Genomic DNA, 21,154 nt, shown 5'->3' on the forward strand with positions numbered 1-21,154 from the left:
TTCAAAGACCTATTTTTGAACTCGGAACGTGACATGGTTTACCGAGGTATGGAGAAGAAGCGAAAAAAATATCGGAATTTAAGGCGAATAGCCCGAGTGCTTCTTGTGATATTGTTTCTTTTTGTTGGACTTATTCTTTTTATAAGAAGTCCTTGGGGGCAAGATATCATTGTTTCAAAAGTCACCAATTACGTATCAGAAAAGACCAAGACCAAAGTGGAAATAAAGCGTCTTTTCATAACGTTTTCCGGTGCAATTTCTTTAGAGGGCCTATACCTTGAAGATAAAAAGGGAGATACCCTTATTTTCTCCAATGCTTTAGAAGCCGATCTTCCCATCTTTCCCATTTTATTTCAAAACGAACTTCATCTAAAATCGCTCGATTGGAGTGGGGTTACCGCAAATGTCATCCGAAGCGAAAACGCTGAGACCTTCAATTTTAATTTTTTATTGGATGCCCTCGTATCTCAAGATTCTACTGCAGTCCAAAGTGAAAACACGTCAATGGCCATCAGTCTGGGGTCGTTAAATTTTTCCGATTTTAAGATTAAATATAATGATGCCTATTTGGGAATTGATAGCGACCTTAAATTGGGAAAACTAGATGTTGATGCCAATCAGGTCGACTTAGAACAGCTGCGATTTTCGATAGAGAACCTGAAACTAACCGATACCAAAATCAACTATAAGCAAACCAAACCTTTTATAACCAAAAAAGATACTACGGAAACAGGTCTGCCGTATTTATCTATTGCCAACCTCGAAATTAAAAATGTAATGGCTAACTATCAGTCTGTCCCTGATAAAGTTTACGCCGATGCCAACATTGGTCATTTTCTTTTGCTGTTACCGAAAGCTAATCTCGAAAACAATATTTTTGAAATCGACCAGATAGCTCTCGAAGATTCCGATTTTGACCTACGGATGGAAGAACAACAGCCGCTGGCAAAGGACTCCATTAGCATTTCCAGTACAGCATCAATATCCTTTGAATGGCGCGAATATCAAATCGATGCAGCCCGAATTAGTTTACAAAACAACACCTTCAATTATCGATTAGGAAACAACAGCCCCACCGATGATGAGTTCAACCCAAAGGCCATCTCAATCTCCGGTCTGGTTTTAGAATCAGATAAAATGGTTTATCGTCCAAAAACGGCAACTATTGAACTAGACGAATTAAGTTTTAGGGAGCGGAGCGGATTTCAATTAAAACATTTAGCCTTTGATGCCAATGTGGAGGATAATAAATCATCATTTTCTCATCTGGAAATAAAAACAAACAACAGTACGTTGTCTGGCGAACTAGATTTAAAATATGCCTCTTTTGACAAATTGATGAAAAATCCGGAAGAAACAATTGTTGCGTTGAATGTTCCCAACCTCAACTTGGCACTAGAAGACGCCTTTGTTTTCCAACCTGGTTTAGCAAAGAATGAATATATTAAAAAGGCAACGAAAAAACCCTTTCTTGGCCATGCCACTGCTAATGGCACACTTAGTTCCATTCAAATACCAGAATTGAATATGACATGGGGCGAGGGTACTTCTCTCATGATTAAAGGCAGGCTCGACAATATCACCGCAATAGACTCACTCTTCTTTGACCTTACTACAATAAAAGTAACTTCGCAACGTGACGATTTGCTTCAGTTTGTTTCTGAGAAAGAACTCGGCATAGAAATACCACAAACTGTTTTGGTCGAAGCAAGTGGAAAAGGGAGCTTCGAAAATTTCAGCACCGATGCATTGATGAAAATTCCAGAGGGTACCGTTCAACTCAGTGGAAATTTCAAAAATCAAGAGCAACCCAAATTTGATGGCACCCTAAAAGTTGATAGTCTGCATCTAGAAAAACTTTTGAAAAACGAACAGCTTGGTGCCATTTCCTTTACGATGAATCTCTCAGGAAATGGAAATAACCTGAACACCCTTAATGCGCAGATCTCATCAAAATTTAACCAACTGGAATTCAATAACTACGACTTTTCAACTCTTTCCCTTAACGGATCTATTGCACAAGGTAAGGGAACTATCGATTTACGTTTTAAAGACAAGAATTTAAACTTAAATGCCAATACTTACCTTAACCTTGATTCGCTAAACTCAAAAATAAAATTGTCGTTAGATGTTATTGGTGCCGATTTATATGCTCTGGGTATCACAAAGAATAATATAAAGGTCGGGGGCAAAGTGAATGCAGATTTCACAGGAAATACAGATGATTATAAGCTAAATGCCGGCGTATATGAAGGTCTCGCCGTTATGAATGGTGAACAATATCGTATAGATGCCATCGAAATATCGACAAAAATTAGCAAAGACAGCACCGATTTAAAGATTAACAGTGATTTTTTGAAAGGGGCATTACAATCCAATGCGGCACCAGCCCAAATAAGTACAGCGCTACAGAACCAATTTAGAAACTACTTTGCCAAGAGTGATTCAATTTCCAGTACCGAAGCAGTTAACCCTGTACGCTTAAAAATGAATTTATCGTTGCAGCCTGTCCCTGTTTTGACTGAAGTTTTTTTTAGCGGGATAGAACAATTGGATTCGATTACGATGCAGGCAGATTTTGATGCTTCCACCAAAAATTTGTCCGCTAAATTATTTCTACCCTTGGCCAAATACAACGGTAGTTCAATAGACAGTCTTTCTTTTGCGGCGACGGGCGATTCGACCAACCTAAATTTCAGTACCGGCTTTAATGCCTTGGTAACCGGACCCATCCGCATAAAAAAAACGACTTTAGAAGGACAATTAAAAAGCCAAGAACTTCTATTGGATTTCAATTCGTTCGACGACGATGAAAAATTAATGCATATCGCCTCTGAGATGAACTTGGCCAAAGACACGATTGGTTTGCACATCAACCCATCCCAGCTCATTTTCAACAAAAAGGAATGGAACATTCCACAAAATAATGCTATTAAGTTAGGTGAAAACTTTCTGGAACTTAAGAACATGGCATTAAGCAGAGATGAACAGAAACTAACCTTTAGCAATGCAGTAGCCGATATAAAAAAGGAACATGTGGGCCTTATATTTGAAAATTTCAAACTGCAGACTTTTTTAAGTTATCTAAACCCAGATGAAAACCTAGTTTCAGGTATGGTTCAAGGAAATTTGGTAGTAGAAAATCCGTTCGAGGCCCCGGGCATCATCGCCGATTTTAGAATTGACGAATTAGGAGTGCTACAAAACTCTTTGGGAAATCTATCGCTAAATGCAATATCTAAAGGACTGACGGAATATGACTTCGACCTATCGGTGAAAGAAGGTGCGTTAGATTTAGATTTGACCGGCGATTATAGTGCCGCCGAAACAGGTGCTAAATTGGATCTCGACCTGAATTTGAATGCATTGGAACTAAAAGCAATAGAGGGTTTTTCAAAAGATGCCATTAAAGAGTCCCATGGCTATATTTCAGGAAATATCAAAGTTTCAGGTACAACTACTGACCCACAGTATGATGGCAACCTTGCTTTTAACGAAACTGATTTTAAAGTAACCGCATTAAATGCTATTCTCAAAATTAACGATGAAACATTGCGAATAAACAACTCGGGACTTTACCTTGAAAACTTTTCTATCCGTGATGCCAATGAAAGTGCATTTACTATGGATGGAACGATTTTGACCGAGGAGTTGACAAATCCGGAATTCGAACTTTCTTTACAAGCAGAAAAATTTCAGCTCCTTAATTCCACCAAAGAAGATAACGAGCTATTCTATGGTGAAGCAAGCATAGATGCAGATGTTACGATCAAAGGAAGTTTGAACCTTCCGAAAATCGACGGAAGGCTTAAAGTTAGAAAAGTTACTGAAGTCACCTATGTAGTGCCAGAATCACAATTGGATGTTGAAGAGCGAGATGGTGTCGTCATCTTTGTAAATAGAGCGAACCCCGATGCCATTCTAACCCGAAAAGACCAAGAAGAGACCCCTGCTTTTTTCAGGGGAATCGATGTTTCGACCATATTGGAAATTGCCGACGACGCAGTTTTCCATATCATTATAGATGAGCGAACCGGAGATAATTTACAAGTCTCTGGCGATGCGGCCCTAAACCTGAATGTTGCCCCAAATGGGAATATCAGTTTGACCGGGCGCTATGAACTGAATTCAGGGCACTACGAGACAAGCCTTTATAATCTGGTCAAAAGAAAATTTGAGATCAACCCAGGCAGTACGATTACATGGTTGGGCGACCCCACCGATGCGAAGTTAGATGTTACGGCTATTTACAATGTAGAAACATCGGCAGCACCTCTTATGGCCTCGGTTACCTCTGGTGAAGATATCAGTGTCACGAGTAAATATCGTCAGGTACTACCCTTTTTGGTTTATTTGAATGTCGATGGAGAACTATTGGAACCGAAATTATCTTTTAAGCTTGACATGCCCGAAGATGAACAAGGTTCATTGAGCGGCGCGGTCTATGGTCAGGTGCAACAATTGAACGAGCAAGAATCTGAATTGAACAAGCAGGTATTTTCACTATTGGCATTAAATCGTTTCTTTCCAGATTCCGGCAGTGATGGCAGTAGTGGCGGAACAGTGGCGTTGGCGCGGGACAATGTGAACAAAGTACTCTCGACCGAACTCAATACTTTTTCGGACAAGATGCTGGGTAAAACAGGATTTGAGCTTGACTTTGATCTTGACAGTTTCACCGATTACCAAGGAGATAGTCCACAAGACAGAACACAACTTAATATAAATGCGAAGAAAAAGCTTTTTGACGACCGATTAATCGTTACAGCGGGAAGTGCAGTAGATGTAGAAGGAAGTGCGGCCGCAGGCCAGGAAGAAACGCCCATAATCGGTAATGTCAGTTTAGAATATTTATTGACCCAAGACGGACGATATCGATTAAAAGGTTTCCGTAAAAATGAATATCAAAATATTATAGACGGACAACTGATTGTTACCGGCATCGCATTAATTTTCAATCGCGAATTCAATGCGTTCAGTCAATTATTCAATCCGTTAAAAAGTAATACATTAGAGAATAAAGATACTAAAAAGGAAGCAACCCAAGAGACCAAGTCAAGCGGGAAAAAGGAAAACTAAATTGAAGAAGATTAGTAAATATCGACATATTTTAATGATATCACTTGCCTTAGTGTTAGGGTCTTGTGGTGTACAAAAGTTTATACCAGAGGGAGAAGTTCTATATACTGGCGCCGAAATACATACAAGTACAAAAAAGGATGTCAAAAATTTAAAGAAAATAAAAGCCGAGTTGAACACCCTACTTCGACCTGAGCCCAATTCACAAATTTTGGGCATGCGTCTAGGCCTATACTACCATTATAAATCTCAAAAGAAAAATCCCGGCTTTTTAAACAAATGGTTGAACAAAAAGTTTGGTGAAGAACCGGTATACTTTTCCGAGGTCGATCAAGAGCGAGTTGAAAAATTGATACTGAACCGATTAGATAACAACGGATTTTTCTACAGCAAAGTGGTATCGAAAATTGATAGCACCCAAAAGTTTGCAGGGGTCGCATATGAAGTTGATATAATAAGGCCTTATGAAATCGGAACTTATCAGATAGAAAAAGACACTTTGCCCATTTATAAGGCCATTCAAGAAACGTTAACGAAAACGGCACTAAAACCGGGCGACCGTTTTGACCTTTCGCTAATGAAATTTGAAAGAGAGCGAATCGATAATGATTTGAAACAACGTGGCTACTACAATTTCAACCCCGATTTTTTAATTTTTGAGGCTGACACCAATCGTTATGACACCAAAAAGATAGACTTGTTCCTTAGACTCAAAAAACAGACGCCCCCTAAGTCCATAATTCCATACACCATAGATTCTATAACGGTCTACCCCAATTATACGGTTGAGGATACCATTGTTTCCAATGAAAGAATTATTATTGAAGATATAGGTTTTGTTCAAGACGAGGAGTTCTTTGATCCCCGACAATTGAAACCCTATATTCTTTTCAAAAAAGGACAAAAATACAATGCGCGAACAGCACGGCTAACAAGCAATCGACTATCATCGATAGGAAGTTATAAATACGTCAATATCCAATTTACAGAAAAAGATACCACCACTAAAGATGGCGCCGGATCGCTATATGCCGACATCTACCTTTCACCATTGACCAAACGATCTATCAGGGCCGAATTGCAAGCGGTAACCAAATCAAATGGACTTGCCGGACCCGGAATTTCAGCGACCTACAGCAACCGAAATCTTTTTCAAAGTGGGGAGACTTTTAGCATCACCGGCGATTTCTCGTATGCGACACAGCTTTCTGGAGGGAACAACTCAGGGCTCAGTAGTATAGCAGGTGGATTGAAAACAGATTTGGTTATACCGAGATTGGTTCCTTTTTCGACTAGTATGTTCAAATATGCCGTACCAAAAACCAAAATCAGCTTGGGAGGTGATATTTTAAAAAGAAGCCAATTGTATACGCTCACTTCTTTTAATACCTCGTTTGGGTATACATGGAATGCGAACAAGTATGTCTATCACGAACTCAACCCCATCAGCATCAATTATGTAAACCTCGCCGATACCACCGAGGAATTTGAGACCATATTGGATAACAACCCCTTTTTACAGCTGAGTTTTGAGCAGCAGTTCATCGCCGGTTTGAATTATACGTTTACCTACAACGAGCTTGTAGATAATAAAAAAACCTTTCCCATTTATGTGTCGACCAGTTTCGATATTTCTGGAAACACCTTAGGGTTGCTCAGCGGAAATAGGAAAACTGTTTTTGGTTTGGAATATGCGCAATATGCTAAAGCTGATATCGATTTTCGCTATTATATGAAGTGGGGCCAAGAACAAACCGTTATCAGTCGAATATATGCCGGATGGGGTATTCCCTACGGAAACTCTACCACTTTACCGTTCGTTAAACAATTCTTCTCAGGAGGCCCATACAGCGTCAGGGCGTTTAAAATACGTTCACTTGGCCCTGGCACTTTTAAATCTGATGATGACAGTAGCTCTTCTTCCTTTTTTGACCAATCAGGAAACTTGGCCTTGGAAGCAAATCTGGAATATCGATTTCCTATTTGGTCTTATTTGAAAGGCGCAATATTCGCAGATGCAGGAAATGTTTGGCTCACCAATTCCATTGAAATCGATGAGGACGAATCCACCGAAAGTCGCGAACTTTATCAAGAACTTATGGATAAAGGAACTTTTGGCTCAAATTGGGCCAGGGAATTGGGGGTTGGGGTAGGCTTTGGTCTTCGTGTCGACATTCAAAGCTTTGTCATTCGCCTAGACCTGGCATCTCCAGTAAGGGTGCCCTACTTGCCCGAAGGTGAGCGCAGTAGAACACCATTTTTCGATGGAGGTAGCGACAACTTGATTTTAAATTTCGCTATCGGATATCCTTTTTAAAACACCTTTTCAGCCATTTGCACGGCTTTTAGGTCACGTCAAATTTTACCAGAAAATAGGTCCCTTGCCCAAATATTTTTCGGCAATGGGCTGGTAGTATTCCCGAATCTCTTCCAAATCATAGGTTTTCGGACTCTTCGTATAAAGATCGTACTTGTTAAAGTCTTTAATCCACTCGAGATATTGCTCGTCTTTTTTGTTCAAAAATTGCTTATAACTACCTCCTGAATGCCATGGGTAAAATGAATGGTATCGAATCATGGCCATCGCCTCTTCCGGCAACGAATTCTCTTTGTGGTTGTTCAGCACTTGGTAGAAATATTCATCATGCCCCCAAGCCAAATCAAGATTATCGATACCACACCCCTCTTCATAAACACCTAAAGGTGTATTGTAACGCGGGTCTTGCATATCTTTATTCAGCGCATTAAATTCGGGATATACACAGCTATCTGGCAAGGCACAACCTACTACAAAAACATCACCTACCATACCCCATTGTTCGGCTTGGCTCGTACCGTCTTCATCACTGCCCCATAGAAACATAACTTTACCAAGATCGTGAAGCAAACCCGTTAGTTGCATCCAATCGGGCCGGCCATCTTCGCGAATAGCCTCCGCACTTTGAATCAAGTGCTGTACATTCGGTAAATCGATATCGGGATCACTTACATCAATCAGGTCGTTCAGATGTACCATTGCTTCCCAAAGTGGCATTGGTTTATCAAAATTCAAGTATTTTTTATGCATACGCTGCACGTAATCTACCGTCTGATTTTTACGCATTTTTCGGTAATGCTCCTTTACTGCGGCCGATATATCAACCGCCTCGTAATTTCTAAATGTTTTTTCTTCCATAAAACAAGCAATAGTAGAACCTTGGGGTCCTAATTAAAAAATAATTCTTTTACAAATCATCACGTCATCAGTCTCCTTTCGGGGACTATACATTTCCTAGTACAAGGTACAAAATAATGGTAAATACGACCAAGAACAGGCTGAAGGGTTTAGCGTACTTCCACGGTTTTAAATTTAACACCCCCGCATCTTTCATTTCGAAAGGAGCTTCTTTAGGAAATAAGAGGGTAGCCACATGCATAACTATAATATTCAGCACAAATTCGATACCCCAAATATGTACAAAATGAATATCCAATTGCAGTCCATAATACATCACTACATAAAACACAAGACCAAAAAGGAGACCCGCTTTCGCACCGGAAGCCGAAACCTTAGGAAACAAAAATCCTGCGATAATGACACTGGCAATAGGGATAAAGAATATCCCGTTCAATTGTTGTAGCAGCTGATAAAGTCCTTCTGGGGCATTGGCCACAAAAGGTGCTATACCAATCGCAAAAATTGCCAATAAGGCTGAAGTCCATTTTCCAATGGCGACTAATTTTTTATCGCTGGCATCTTTTTGAATATATCTTTTGAAAATACCCAAACTAAAAACAGTAGCGGCACTGTTCAGTGCACTGTTGAAAGTACTGAGAATCGCCCCCATCATAACAGCCACAAAAAAACCAGTGAGCCACAGCGGCAATACTTTTTTAACCAAAAGGGGATAAACGCTATCTGGGTTGTCATATAAACTTTCCCCAAAATAATAAAAACCGATAAGGCCTGGCAACACAATAACCGCCGGGACCAGAATCTTTAACAAGCCTGTATATAGCAAACCTTTTTGGGCTTCCTTTAAATTGACCGCGCCCAACACCCGCTGTATGATAGACTGGTGCATGGTCCAGAAATAAATTTGATTCACCATTAATCCAGTAAATAACACCTCGAAAGGAAGGATAGCCGAACGTGCACCCTCGCCGATACTGGGTTCTTTACTGACCACATTGAATTTATCCGGGCTGTTCTCAAAAACCATTCCCATACCCTCGAACAGATTGCCATCGCCAATGCTCAACAATGCCAAAATCGGAACCAAAAGACCAGCGACCAAAAGACCAAAACCGTTAATGGTATCCGTATACGCGACCATTTTAAGTCCGCCAAATATGGCGTAAATAGCACCAATCGTACCCACAACCAGAATGGTAATCCAAATGCCTTGCGATTGGGTAACATTCAGCGCTTCAGATATTTCGAAAATAGCCTCGATGTTCAAGGCCCCGGTGTATAATACAATAGGTAACAGTGTAGCAACAAAAGAAATAATAAGCAAAAGAGCGACCAGGGTTCGGGTTACCCCATCAAACCGTTTTTCCAGAAATTCTGGTATCGTAGTCAGCCCCATTTTTAAGTAACGTGGCGCAAAATATAGGGCGGCAATGACCAACGCCAATGCAGAAGTTACCTCCCAAGCCACGATAATCGCTCCATTTCGATAAGCCGATCCATTCATACCTACTAAATGCTCGGTTGAAATATTAGTCAGTAAAAGTGATCCAGCGATCACGATACCAGTCAATGAACGCCCACCTAAAAAATACCCGTCACGAGAATCTAGCTTGTCGCGTCGTAATTTCCAAGTCGCATAAAATGCAACAAAACCCGTAAATAGAAGAAAAGTAAATAACGCCATTGGCCGTAAAAATAGGAATTTGACAAAAAGTTGAGGCCAAAGAAAGTAAATAATTAATTTTAAAACGATTTAATGCACAATAAATCGTTTATCAAACTGATGTTTTATCAACACTATTTGAATGCAAGCAAAAAATGAAAAGCCCAAAACCCCATAAATTAAAGTATTTGGCATGTTGAAATGAGGAAGATTCTTGAGCAAATCAAAATTGATTTGTCCATCAATATTCATAAGGCCCGACAAAGAAGTTTCCATTTCAACGCTACCGAAGACAACTAACAGACTACCAATAAATAAAAACAGGCCAATACCTGCCCATGCATACTTTGATATCAACGGGCGGTATGTAAAAAGTTCGTTTTGGGGCATAGTTTCTACCTGCTCCATAATTTTGGAAGTAAAATTAAGGGAGGGTGATTCAATGGGATTTTCCCGTAACAATTTCCCGACAAATTCATCTAGTTCTTTATCGCTCTCTTTGTCCATAACTTCTAATTGTTTCTGGTTCCAATTTTGTCTTTAATATTTTTGCCAACCGTTTTCTGGCTCGGAACAGTTTTACTTTCACATGATTAGAGGTCATTCCGACTATCGCTGAGATTTCTTCAAGGGACAATTCCTCAAAATAGAAAAGTGTCAAAAGTAAGCCGTAATCATTGGGTAAATCTTGTAAACTGTTCTGAATTAGTTTGGCCCGTTCACGTTGCTCTAGAAAATCGAGGGCGTTGTCCATTGTTTTCACCCCAGACTTATCAAACTCATCAAGGGTAACAACATAGGGTTCATTTTTAAGCTTTTTCAACCGATCCAAACAACCATTGTAAGTAATTCTATAAACCCAAGTCGAGAATTTAGAATCACCTTTAAATTTTTTAAGGGAGCGGAAAATCTTTACAAAAGTATCTTGAGCCAATTCTTCGGCCTCTTCCCGATTCTTTAACATACGAAAAGCCAGGGTAAACACCATATTCTTATAACGATTCACCAGTACCGCAAAGGCTGTCGTATCACCATTTAATATGCTGTCTATAATAAGTTGGTCGTCGTCGATTGGCATGTAAGTCTTTGACGGCGTAAAAAGACTTTCGGTTACGATTGCCTTGAAAAAAATTTCTGAAATAGATGTAACCATAACTTGTTTTACGTCGTCATAACCGATGAACCCAATAAAATTAATCATTTAAATATAAATATATGGCAGGTCCGGTATTCGTTTTCATCAGTTTATTTATTGTGATTTTTGGTATTTGTTACCTCTATTTTTCAACACGGAACAAAGAGCGCCTTGCTTTAATAGAAAAAGGTGCCGATGCCAGTATTTTTGTCAAGGGCAAACGCGAACATGCCCCACCGGTATGGAAAATTCTTATCCTCAATTTGGCATTGTTGCTTATGGGAATCGGTGCAGGTATTATTATTGGTGGTGTTTTAAGATCAACTTTCAATGTTCAATGGGATGTAGCAACGTTCGGATCTATTTTCTTAATGGCGGGCACAGGTCTTTTAATAGGATTCTTTTTGACCAAGAAAATGGATAAGGAGGAATCATAATACATCTACTAATTTATAGAAGTTAAAACCATGGCATTACAGCGATGGTTTTTCTATTTTTGGGTATGAAGATAATTTCAACCAATCTTGGAAAACCGACCACTATAATTTGGAACGGTAAAGAGGAACAAACCGGAATCTTTAAGTATCCCGTTCCGACAGCCTTACGTTTAGGAGAAACCGATGTAGAAAAGGACACCGTAATCGACCGGAAACATCACGCCGGGGTCAATAAAGCGTGTTTTCTCTTTTCTGCCGACCACTACCCTTTTTGGAAAAAACAATATCCGAACCTTAAATGGGATTGGGGTATGTTTGGCGAAAACCTTACGGTAGAAGGTTTCGATGAATCCGTCATTCGTATTGGAGACATCTTTAAAATGGGAACGGCCTTGGTACAAGTATCTCAACCTCGCGAGCCCTGTTATAAATTGGGCATCAGGTTCTCCGACCAATCCATTCTCAAGAAATATATTGCATATGGCTATCCCGGTACGTACGTACGTATTTTGCAGAAAGGTTTCGTCAGTACAGGCGATGAAATGGTTCTTGTTGAACAATCAAAAAACACATTGACGGTAAAACAATGTTTCGAGATAATACTCGCCCGAAAAAAGGATCCCGCAATAGTGAGATTGGCTGTCGAAAATCTTTCCCTTCCCGAATATAAAAGAGAGCGACTAAAAAAACACCTCTTTTAAAATGATGTCAAAAACAATAACTCTGAAAAAACGATAAGTTTTCAGTAACTTGGGTGTGTAGTTATCCGTTTCCTAAAGGTTTGTATGGCTAAATAGTACGTCATAATCCCCTAGGTAGATGGAACAGTAAAACAAAAACATGGAGCTCCCCTGGCATTTTTACTTAATGGCTATTACGTACATAACTGCGGGGCTGATGCATTTTATACGACCTAAAATGTATATGCGAATCTTACCAGGCTACTTACCCGGTCATAAGGCCTTGGTGACACTCAGTGGTCTTTCAGAAATAATTCTGGGTATTGCACTTTGTTTTTCATTGACCAAAGACTTTGCTTTGGTATGCATCATTTGCATGCTTACCTTTTTTCTACCGGTACATATTCACATGCTTTTAAATGAAAAAGCATCGATGGGGCTACCTAAATGGATGCTAGTGCTGCGCATTCCGCTACAATTCTTACTGATGTACTGGGCGTTTTGGTATTTGTAAACAAAGCCTCGATTAACAAAAATAAAAGTCCCCAAAAGGCGCTTTAGTGGCAGACCTTTTGAGGACAATTAACTCAACTTAACAACTCAACTTACTTAATCAACTCTTCTTCAATTAGTTTACAACAAAGTCTTTATAATAAACACCGTTGCTATCTTTTACCACTAAAGTATAACTGTCTTTAAAAGCATTCTTAAAATTAAAAGCTTTTTCTATTTTAAGCTCATCACTTACAACCTCTTCGAAAAGCGTTCTATTGCTGCTGTCATAGATTTTAATTTCTACTTTTTTTGCATCGAGGTTCAAAAGGTTTAGAAAAACCATTCCTTCAGCTACTTTGAAAACAGGCTTAGCATTCTCTTTTTTCTCAACTATTTTCACATCGGTAGCATCTACTTCCAAAGTATAAACAATTTCCCGAAGCGCATTATCTACCTTTAAATAGTAGCTGCCGTCCTTAAGGTCTTTCAAATCAAACTTCTTTGTATAAGCGTACTTTCCAGAAACAGCCTCGGAATACATGATATTACCATCAATATCAAAAAATTTGACTGATGTATCCTTTGATGACGGATCCAATTCAAAAACCAAACTTTTGGTGTTGGTATTTGACAACACGTTCAATTTAGGTTCGTTTGCCATGCCTTTTGAGGTAACGAACATAAAGGCCAATACTGCGGTTAATTTTAGAACTTTTTTCATAACGTTTTGTTTTACACGGGTTAGTGAATAATTTATGATACAAACTTACGTTCATATTCTAGCGCTCACTACAGCTGTATGTTCCAATTTGTGTTCTATTTTAACCACCAACAGGGTTAATTTTGTGTTAAATGGTAAAATAGAACATATTTTTGGTAATTTTGCAAAGTTTAAGGGTAAAAGCGTTATCTAATTTTATACTTTTTATATTAAAATCTATTTATGATTTCAACAAAACCTACTTTTGAAGCCATCAAACCCAATTTTGGTCACTCATTTACTTATCAAAGGTTCGATGAGGATCATTTGAACCATAATAACATATGGCATTTCCATCCAGAACTTGAATTGGTATATGTAAATGGAGGTTCGGGAAAACGCCAGATAGGCAGCCATATTTCGTACTACTCTGAAGGAGATTTAATCTTGATCGGCAGTAATCTGCCCCATTGTGGCCTTACCGATAGCCTTACGGGGAATACCAGTGAAACCGTCGTTCAAATGAAAATGGATTTCTTGGGAAATGAATTTTTCGACATTCCTGAGATGAAAAAAATTCAGGGTCTCTTTGAAATGTCTAAAAGTGGTATGGCATTTTCAGGAAATACCAAACGTAAAATAGGCGAAAAAATCGAAGTGCTCGAATATCAGACCGACTTTCAACGCTTACTCTCTATTCTGAATATTTTGAACGAGTTGGCAAAATCGGATGAATTCAAAATACTAAATGCGGAAGGTTTTTCAATTGAGACCGAAGTGAAAGACAATGACCGTATCAATATTGTATTCAATCATGTCAAAAATAATTTCAAGGAAGAGATTACTTTAGACGAGATTGCGAACATGGTAAGTATGACCGTGCCGTCGTTCTGTAGGTACTTTAAAAAAATCACGCACAAAACATTTGTACAGTTCGTCAATGAATATCGTTTGGTACACGCCTCAAAACTGTTGGCGGAAAAACCGATGAGCATTACCGAAGTTTGTTTTGAAAGTGGCTTCAATAATTTTTCCCACTTCAATAAATCGTTTAAGGCATTTACGGGCCAGAATCCCTCAGAGTATCGAAACCAATTGAAAACCATCTTGCAGTAGCTCGGCATGGGTAAAGAGCTTTTAAAGAAAATCGAACTCGACCTACCCGATAGCGCTATCAGCTATTACCCCTTCTTTATATATAAGGATGAGGCAACACAGTATTTCAACCGCTTAAGAAAAACTGTGCCATGGCAGCAAGATGAAATAAAGGTTTTTGGAAAAGTCTATCCCCAACCTCGGTTAACAGCCCTGTATGGAGACTCGAACAAGCCCTACTCCTACTCCAACATAGTTATGCAACCTCATGAGTTCACCCCAGATATACTGAAACTAAAACAAAAAGTGGAAACAATTTGTGCAGTTAAATTTACCTCCTGTTTATTAAATCTTTATCGAAACGGAACCGACAGCAATGGTTGGCACGCCGATAATGAAAAAGAATTAGGAATAAACCCCCTCATTGCTTCGGTGACTTTGGGACAAGAACGTTACTTTCACCTCAAACATAGAAATAACAAAAACCTAAAACATAAACTGCTATTACAACACGGCAGCCTTTTGCTAATGGCCGGACCAACGCAAGATCATTGGTTACATCAGGTTCCGAAAACGGCCAAACCCGTGCAAGAGCGCATAAACCTTACTTTTAGGGTTATAAAATAAAAAATCGGTCCTTTTGAACCGATTTTTTATGCCCATAAATTCCGAAACCGTGTACTGCCTTTAACACTCCGGGACAAAATGCTAATCTCCACGCACCCAACTTCTATAGTACCTAACTCAAAACGCATGCCATTTCGTTTACTCTTTAGACCTACGCCTTCTATTATACGATGACCTGCATAAAAAAGACTTCCGAAAAGAAAAGAATTTTACTTTTAGTAAACGCTGCGCATACCAAACTTTTAGAAATCGAGAAGTTTATGGTAATTGAGAAAAATCGAAGTGACCCGAGTACATCGGTACAATAGAATATTATATCTGAAAATTAGAATAATTCGTTCAAAACTTTTGCCAGTCGCAAGCCTCCCCTTTCAAGTTGAGTCTCCAGTGTACTCCACCAATCATAGCTGTAACGATAATATAACTTTTCACCTTCATCAACAGATTCGTAAACCTCATTGGCAATGTCTTGCGTTTCCTCAAGCCAATCATAAATAGTGCCTTTCTGTATGACGGCAACTTGCTTTTTGGTTAGCCGAGGTAGATTATCGGCAAGTTCGGTATAACTCATACCGTAATCATCGATCATGTTGGCATCCCATATTTTATGTAGATTGCTAGGCCTGTTGAACCATTGCAGCTCGATATCGTTACCTCCTTTATCTTCCAATCGGCCCACATGCATCGGTTGATGTAAATCGCCCATCAAATGCACCAGCATTTTAAGATAAAAAGCACGATTTGATTTAGAACTATGCTTATTCTTTACGATTTCAATACACTTTTGAATACCAATAACAACATCACCATAAGGGCTTGGTTCAACATCTTTATAAGACGCATCGGCCGGAAAATTAACGTAATGCCAAGCCGAAAATTTACGATATGTCGTATCGGCCTTTATTTCATCCGAAAAGTTGGCCACAGCCGCCAAACTTTCTCCGTCCAATAGTTTCAATATCTCCCTTTTGGTCTTTGCATTTAAATGGTCTTGCGCTATTTCCCCAATGACCCTATGACCGGTTTTAGACCAAAATGGTACATTTGATATAACTAATTGAGAACTAAGGAAAAATAACAAAACAATTATTTTTATAGTCTGCGGGGAGTTTACGGTGTTCTTCGTACTTTTTGTCATTTCAATTTTTATAGATCGAATTTTAATTCGGGGAAAGTTTAAAAGATTTGAGCAATGATATCCGCCAAATACCCGAATCAACTAGAAAATGGGCCTAAGCACTCATATCAACATCTTTAGAATGTTCAAAATTTCCATAAAAATAGAAAAAGGAACTTTAATCTATTGTTAAGACTGGTTCTATTTTAATTTTTAAATATGATCTTGCAGCTGAAAACATTATAATTTGATTTTGAAAAAAATAAAACCCCATTTTATAAAGTATGGCGCCATAGCCTTTCTTTCTGCGATAGCCTTGATATTGCTGTTTTTCCTAAGCGTCTATTTTGGGGCTTGGGGAGCTTTACCGAAAAAAGCTGAACTCTCCGATTTCAAATACCAAAGGGCTTCTGAAGTTTACACGGCGGATAGTGTTCTTATTGGTAAATTCTATTTATTCGACAGGCAACCCATTACGTTCGAAGATTTTCCCCAACATCTTTTAGAGGCGCTTGTCGCTATTGAAGATCAACGTTTTTATAATCATTCGGGTATCGACTACACTAGCTTGATGCGCGTTGCCGTAAAGACAGTGCTGATGCAAGACCAATCCTCAGGTGGTGGCAGTACCCTCACCCAGCAATTGGCCAAAAACCTTTATCCGCGAAGAGATCGAAAAAAAACGAATATTGCCGTAAACAAGGTCAAAGAAATGATTATTGCCGCGCGGTTGGAAGATCTCTATTCAAAAGAAGAGATTCTGACCCACTACCTGAATACAGTATCTTTTGGTGATAATGTATTCGGTGTAGAAAGTGCTTCCTTAAAGTTTTTCAACAAACGCACCATAGAACTTACAGTTGAAGAGGCGGCCGTCTTGGTTGGCATGCTTAAGGCCACGTACGGTTACAATCCGCGGGTATTCCCAGAAAATAGCCTTTCACGAAGAAATCTTGTGCTACAATCGATGTATTCGAACGAGTTTATTTCTGAATCCCAAAAAGATAGTTTAACAGAAATACCGTTGACATTGGATTATAAGGAGTATGACCATAATAGTGGACTCGCCCCTTATTTTCGGGAAGAGGTACGCAAACAAATGCTCAAATGGGCCAAAGCGCAAAAAGAAGAAGGTAACGATTACAATATTTACACCTCAGGTTTAAAGATATATACGACCCTAAACTATAAAATGCAGGCCATTGCCGAAGATGTAATGAAAGGGCATATGCAATCATTACAAAAAAGTTTTGAAAAAAGCTACGGCAACAATGCACCCTGGAAAACCGACAAAAATCTACTGGAAAAACTAGCCAAGAAAACCCCCGCTTTTCAAAAGCTGAAAAAAAACGGACTTGCCGAGAAGGCGATAATGGATTCGCTTGCTCGAAAAAAGAAAATGACCTTTGTCGATTGGGATGGTGAAAAATCGGTAGAGGCGAGCGTTTTAGATAGCATACAACACTATATGAAATTTCTAAATACCGGCTCTTTGGCCATTGATGCTAAAACGGGAGCAGTTCAAACCTGGATCGGCGGGGTAGACTTTGAGCATTTCAAATACGATCATGTGGCCCAAAGCAAACGACAGGTCGGATCAACCTTCAAGCCCATCGTATATACTGCTGCATTGGAAATCGGCATAGAACCGTGTACCTATTTTTCTGCCCAAGAAGTGGAATATAAAAATTTAAAGGGATGGTCACCCAGTAACTCCGGAGAAAAAGATGAAGCATACCTCAACTATTCTATGGAGGAGGCATTGAGCAATTCGGTAAATACCGTAGCTGTAAAGGTTTTAGAGAAAACTGGAATTGAAAATGTCATCGTTCAAGCGAAAAATATGGGTATTTTTTCCGAATTACCCCGTCAACCCTCGCTTGCACTGGGCACCGGTGAAATTTACCTTAACGAACTGGCTGGGGCCTACGCCAGCTATGTAAACGGAGGCAAAGCGGTATACCCGTACCTCATTCAAGAAATCAGAAATCAAAAAGACTCCATTTTAGAGCATTTTGAGCCAAAAAGAGCCAGAAAGCGAGCATTTTCTGAAGAAAATAGGCAGATTATGATTGAAATGATGAAATCTACCATAAACTCAGGAACCGCTTCTAGAATTCGCTCGAGTTATAAATTGAATAATGCTATTGCCGGAAAAACAGGTACGACCCAAAACAATAAAGATGCGTGGTTTGTCGCCCTTACCCCAAAATTAGTGCATGTTACTTGGGTGGGACTTGACAATCACGAAATAGGTTTTCGAAGTACCAGTCTTGGGCAAGGTGCCAACGCCGCGCTACCTCTTTTCGCTCTTTGGATGCAAAAACTGAACAAAGATCCGGAATTCGATGAAATTACGAAGGCCCAATTTAAACGACCAAGTTTCAGTGTGTTGGATAAATTAAACTGCGAACCGGTTAAAAGGGACGGTTTTTTCAAACGTCTTTTTAAGAATCCGAATAAAAAGAAAGAGTTCAGAACGAGAAATTCCAAGGCCTAGTCCGGAAGCTATTCCCTAAAAAAACTTGCAGTGAAATATAAAATTCTATGTTCCGATTTAGACGGTACGTTGCTTTCGACCAAAAGTGACGTATCCGACTTTACGATTGCCGAAGTTTCAAGAATCCGAAAAGAGACAAAAATAATCTTAGTCTCTGCCCGAATGCCACGGTCGATGACCTACTTACAGCGAAGGCTCGGTATCGAACATGAACCGATCATATGCTATAACGGTGCGTTAGTATTAGATGGAGAAACTGAAATTGCTTCTACGTTAATCGATTTGCATCATGTCACCCAAATACATACGATGGCTGACGCATTGCTCATAAAACTCGGACTTTATTATAAAGACGAATGGTATGTGGAGGAAGATACCGAACGCGTACAAAAAGAAATTCTTTATACCCGAGCGACTCCCATATTCAGGGCTACATCTGAAACTATCTCTGACTGGAAAGACAGAAAGGCCAGTGCTCACAAAATCATGTTGATGGGAACCAAGGAGACGGCCGATATACTTTATCCCTTACTCGTTGAAAACTTCTCCGAAAGTCTGAATCTTTATCGGTCGAACGACACCTTGATAGAGGTAGCACCAAAGTCCGTATCTAAACTTTCCGCTATTAAACAGTTACTGAACGAAGGCAGTACTATAAACGATGTGATTTCATTCGGTGACAATTACAACGACATAGAGATGCTAAAGTATTCGGGTTATGGGGTCGCCGTTGGCAATGCACGAGAAGAAGTTAAGGCCATTGCCAAAAGCATTACCTTAAAAAATACGGAGCATGGGGTAGCACAATTTATCAAAGAACACCTGCTTTGATTATATTTGGAAAATAAGTAGCTCCTATATGAATGAAAGCCTTTTAACCGAACCACTACTCACCGATGATACAGTCGTTTTTGGAGTATTGACACTTTGCTTGGGATTTATATTTTATACCTCATCGATAAAAACAGGTTTTTGGAGTAAGTTTTATGGTATCGTTCCGGCCGTCTTGATGTGTTACTTATTACCGGGACTGCTCTCTTCTTTTGGTGTCGTTGCCGAAAAATGGGAGACTATCAATAGTGCTGGTGATTTGGTCGTTCATGAATCGAGACTGTATTATATGGCAAGCCGCTATTTACTGCCTGCCGCATTGGTATTAATGACCTTGAGTATTGACCTCAAGGCTATTGCAAATCTGGGATCGAAGGCCTTGATTATGTTTTTGACCGGAACGGTAGGCATAATAATTGGGGGACCCATTGCTATTTTAATTGTTTCCATCTTTTCCCCGGAAGCTGTGGGAGGAAACGATTTTGATGCTATCTGGCGCGGACTTTCCACAATTGCTGGCAGTTGGATAGGCGGAGGGGCAAATCAAGCAGCCATGTACGAGATATTTAAGTATACACCTGAAAAATACGGTGCCATGGTGTTGATCGATATCGTTGTAGCCAATATTTGGATGGCCATTATCCTATTAGGGGTCGGGCGCACCAAACAGATAGATCGCTGGCTCAAAGCAGATACTTCTTCCATAGAAACATTAAAAATTAAAGTAACCGCTTTCGCAGAAAAAATTACACGGGTGCCTACGCTCAAAGACTATATGATGATGCTCTCCTTCGCCTTTACGGCCGTGGGGATAGCCCATTTTTTTGGAGGACACATCAGTGCATTTTTAATTGACTCTTTTGAAAGCGTAAGTGACAAAAAGAGCTTTTTGTCTTTTCTAGGATCTGGTTTTTTCTGGATGGTTGTTATCGCCACAACGGTGGGCATTGCATTATCGTTTACCAGCGCCAAGAACTATGAAGGTGCAGGTGCCAGTAAGATTGGAGGCATGTTCATATACATTCTGGTGGCGACCATCGGAATGAAGATGGATCTTGGCAAAGTTTTAGAAAACCCCGGACTCATAGCCGTTGGCTTTATATGGATTTCAATACATGCCGTACTCTTGATTTTGGTAGCAAAACTCATCAAAGCCCCCTATTTCTTTTTGGCGGTAGGAAGCCAGGCAAACGTAGGAGGTGCTGCATCGGCTCCCGTTGTTGCGGCCGAATTCCACCCTTCATTGACTTCAGTAGGAGTGCTATTGGCCGTTTTTGGTTATGTGGTAGGAACAGGGGGCGCCCTACTTTGTGCCTATCTAATGGAAATTGCCTCAAAAGTTTAGAAACTATCTAAAAGTTTATTGAACTTCCCACAAATAATATCAAACATATTGAACCTTTTCATTTTTGGTCTATTCGCATTTGTCTTTCTATTCCTGAGGTAAAAATTCACTGCCACGACACAAACGTCACCAGTAAAATAAAATGCTCAAAAAAAATAGTACATCTCACGACGTCGGTTGTGGTAGATTCTTATGATTGATTGGGAGGAAAAGCTATCTCTTACCACCAAATTATGGGCATATCAACTTTTTATCACATGGGGATAGGGAAGTTC

The 21,154-nt window shown here is 39.6% G+C and carries 16 protein-coding genes; 10 read left to right on the top strand and 6 right to left on the bottom strand.

What is annotated here, in order from left to right:
* Nucleotides 1-15 precede the first annotated feature (15 nt).
* Nucleotides 16-5,079 (top strand): translocation/assembly module TamB domain-containing protein, encoded by a 5,064-nt coding sequence (locus tag BLS33_RS20960; protein WP_143017664.1) that lies wholly within the window; start codon nt 16-18, stop codon nt 5,077-5,079.
* A 34-nt stretch (nt 5,080-5,113) separates the two neighbouring features.
* Nucleotides 5,114-7,396: a translocation and assembly module lipoprotein TamL gene (gene tamL / locus BLS33_RS20965; protein ID WP_089894582.1), complete on the top strand. Its 2,283-nt coding sequence runs from the start codon at nt 5,114-5,116 to the stop codon at nt 7,394-7,396.
* A 45-nt stretch (nt 7,397-7,441) separates the two neighbouring features.
* Here tamL and BLS33_RS20970 read toward each other — a convergent pair whose 3' ends face one another.
* The 4 genes from BLS33_RS20970 to BLS33_RS20985 all read right to left on the bottom strand — a co-directional run bounded on the left by BLS33_RS20970 (nt 7,442) and on the right by BLS33_RS20985 (nt 11,118).
* A complete protein-coding gene (locus BLS33_RS20970; RefSeq protein WP_089894584.1) occupies nt 7,442-8,254 on the bottom strand; it encodes an inositol oxygenase family protein in 813 nt (270 codons plus the stop codon).
* Between the two features lie 85 nt (nt 8,255-8,339).
* Nucleotides 8,340-9,938: a solute:sodium symporter family transporter gene (locus BLS33_RS20975; RefSeq protein WP_089894586.1), complete on the bottom strand. Its 1,599-nt coding sequence runs from the start codon at nt 9,936-9,938 to the stop codon at nt 8,340-8,342.
* Between the two features lie 69 nt (nt 9,939-10,007).
* Entirely contained in the window at nt 10,008-10,424 is a 417-nt protein-coding gene (locus BLS33_RS20980; protein ID WP_089894588.1) for a hypothetical protein, read from the bottom strand.
* Nucleotides 10,405-11,118, bottom strand: a complete 714-nt coding sequence (locus tag BLS33_RS20985; protein ID WP_317039873.1) for an RNA polymerase sigma factor — start codon at nt 11,116-11,118, stop codon at nt 10,405-10,407. The genes BLS33_RS20980 and BLS33_RS20985 overlap by 20 nt, the downstream gene beginning before the upstream one ends.
* Before the next feature lie 14 nt (nt 11,119-11,132).
* On the opposite strand from BLS33_RS20985, the gene BLS33_RS20990 reads away from it, so the two are divergent.
* The 3 genes from BLS33_RS20990 (at nt 11,133) to BLS33_RS21000 (ending at nt 12,683) form a co-directional block, all read left to right on the top strand.
* Entirely contained in the window at nt 11,133-11,489 is a 357-nt protein-coding gene (locus tag BLS33_RS20990) for a DUF6249 domain-containing protein (protein ID WP_089894589.1), read from the top strand.
* Between the two features lie 65 nt (nt 11,490-11,554).
* Nucleotides 11,555-12,190: an MOSC domain-containing protein gene (locus BLS33_RS20995; protein ID WP_089894621.1), complete on the top strand. Its 636-nt coding sequence runs from the start codon at nt 11,555-11,557 to the stop codon at nt 12,188-12,190.
* Nucleotides 12,191-12,386: 196 nt separating this feature from the next.
* Nucleotides 12,387-12,683 (top strand): DoxX family protein, encoded by a 297-nt coding sequence (locus BLS33_RS21000; RefSeq protein ID WP_394330908.1) that lies wholly within the window; start codon nt 12,387-12,389, stop codon nt 12,681-12,683.
* Nucleotides 12,684-12,797: 114 nt separating this feature from the next.
* Here the strand turns inward: BLS33_RS21000 and BLS33_RS21005 are convergent, their stop codons facing one another.
* On the bottom strand, nt 12,798-13,385 hold the full coding sequence (locus BLS33_RS21005) for a hypothetical protein (protein WP_089894593.1): 588 nt from the start codon (nt 13,383-13,385) through the stop codon (nt 12,798-12,800).
* Nucleotides 13,386-13,607: 222 nt separating this feature from the next.
* On the opposite strand from BLS33_RS21005, the gene BLS33_RS21010 reads away from it, so the two are divergent.
* Together BLS33_RS21010 and BLS33_RS21015 are read left to right on the top strand one after the other, a co-directional pair.
* Nucleotides 13,608-14,480, top strand: coding sequence for an AraC family transcriptional regulator (locus BLS33_RS21010; protein WP_089894596.1), 873 nt, complete (start codon nt 13,608-13,610; stop codon nt 14,478-14,480).
* Between the two features lie 6 nt (nt 14,481-14,486).
* Complete coding sequence (locus tag BLS33_RS21015; protein ID WP_089894599.1) at nt 14,487-15,086, top strand: alpha-ketoglutarate-dependent dioxygenase AlkB family protein; 600 nt, start codon at nt 14,487-14,489, stop codon at nt 15,084-15,086.
* Nucleotides 15,087-15,411: 325 nt separating this feature from the next.
* Here BLS33_RS21015 and BLS33_RS21020 read toward each other — a convergent pair whose 3' ends face one another.
* Complete coding sequence (locus tag BLS33_RS21020; protein WP_089894602.1) at nt 15,412-16,224, bottom strand: S1/P1 nuclease; 813 nt, start codon at nt 16,222-16,224, stop codon at nt 15,412-15,414.
* Nucleotides 16,225-16,456: 232 nt separating this feature from the next.
* Between BLS33_RS21020 and BLS33_RS21025 the strand changes: the two genes are divergently transcribed.
* From BLS33_RS21025 to BLS33_RS21035, 3 genes are read left to right on the top strand one after another with little or no spacing between them, the layout of a single operon-like run.
* Nucleotides 16,457-18,703: a transglycosylase domain-containing protein gene (locus BLS33_RS21025; RefSeq protein WP_245731582.1), complete on the top strand. Its 2,247-nt coding sequence runs from the start codon at nt 16,457-16,459 to the stop codon at nt 18,701-18,703.
* Nucleotides 18,704-18,733: 30 nt separating this feature from the next.
* The gene (locus BLS33_RS21030) at nt 18,734-19,534 is read left to right on the top strand and encodes a Cof-type HAD-IIB family hydrolase (RefSeq protein WP_089894605.1); all 801 of its coding nucleotides are present in this window, start codon (nt 18,734-18,736) and stop codon (nt 19,532-19,534) included.
* Nucleotides 19,535-19,562: 28 nt separating this feature from the next.
* Complete coding sequence (locus BLS33_RS21035; RefSeq protein WP_089894607.1) at nt 19,563-20,879, top strand: DUF819 family protein; 1,317 nt, start codon at nt 19,563-19,565, stop codon at nt 20,877-20,879.
* The last annotated feature ends 275 nt before the right edge of the window (nt 20,880-21,154 follow it).

This window comes from Kriegella aquimaris, assembly GCF_900103215.1.
Taxonomy (GTDB): domain Bacteria; phylum Bacteroidota; class Bacteroidia; order Flavobacteriales; family Flavobacteriaceae; genus Kriegella; species Kriegella aquimaris.

Coding starts and splice junctions, on each gene's coding strand:
- BLS33_RS21035 (WP_089894607.1), top strand. CDS start 19,563: ATGAATGAAAGCCTTTTAACCGAACCACTACTCACCGATGATACAGTC.
- BLS33_RS21010 (WP_089894596.1), top strand. CDS start 13,608: ATGATTTCAACAAAACCTACTTTTGAAGCCATCAAACCCAATTTTGGT.
- BLS33_RS20975 (WP_089894586.1), bottom strand. CDS start 9,938: ATGGCGTTATTTACTTTTCTTCTATTTACGGGTTTTGTTGCATTTTAT.
- BLS33_RS20985 (WP_317039873.1), bottom strand. CDS start 11,118: ATGATTAATTTTATTGGGTTCATCGGTTATGACGACGTAAAACAAGTT.
- BLS33_RS21005 (WP_089894593.1), bottom strand. CDS start 13,385: ATGAAAAAAGTTCTAAAATTAACCGCAGTATTGGCCTTTATGTTCGTT.
- BLS33_RS20995 (WP_089894621.1), top strand. CDS start 11,555: ATGAAGATAATTTCAACCAATCTTGGAAAACCGACCACTATAATTTGG.
- tamL (WP_089894582.1), top strand. CDS start 5,114: ATGATATCACTTGCCTTAGTGTTAGGGTCTTGTGGTGTACAAAAGTTT.
- BLS33_RS20980 (WP_089894588.1), bottom strand. CDS start 10,424: ATGGACAAAGAGAGCGATAAAGAACTAGATGAATTTGTCGGGAAATTG.
- BLS33_RS21015 (WP_089894599.1), top strand. CDS start 14,487: ATGGGTAAAGAGCTTTTAAAGAAAATCGAACTCGACCTACCCGATAGC.
- BLS33_RS20970 (WP_089894584.1), bottom strand. CDS start 8,254: ATGGAAGAAAAAACATTTAGAAATTACGAGGCGGTTGATATATCGGCC.
- BLS33_RS21000 (WP_394330908.1), top strand. CDS start 12,387: ATGCATTTTATACGACCTAAAATGTATATGCGAATCTTACCAGGCTAC.
- BLS33_RS21020 (WP_089894602.1), bottom strand. CDS start 16,224: ATGACAAAAAGTACGAAGAACACCGTAAACTCCCCGCAGACTATAAAA.
- BLS33_RS20990 (WP_089894589.1), top strand. CDS start 11,133: ATGGCAGGTCCGGTATTCGTTTTCATCAGTTTATTTATTGTGATTTTT.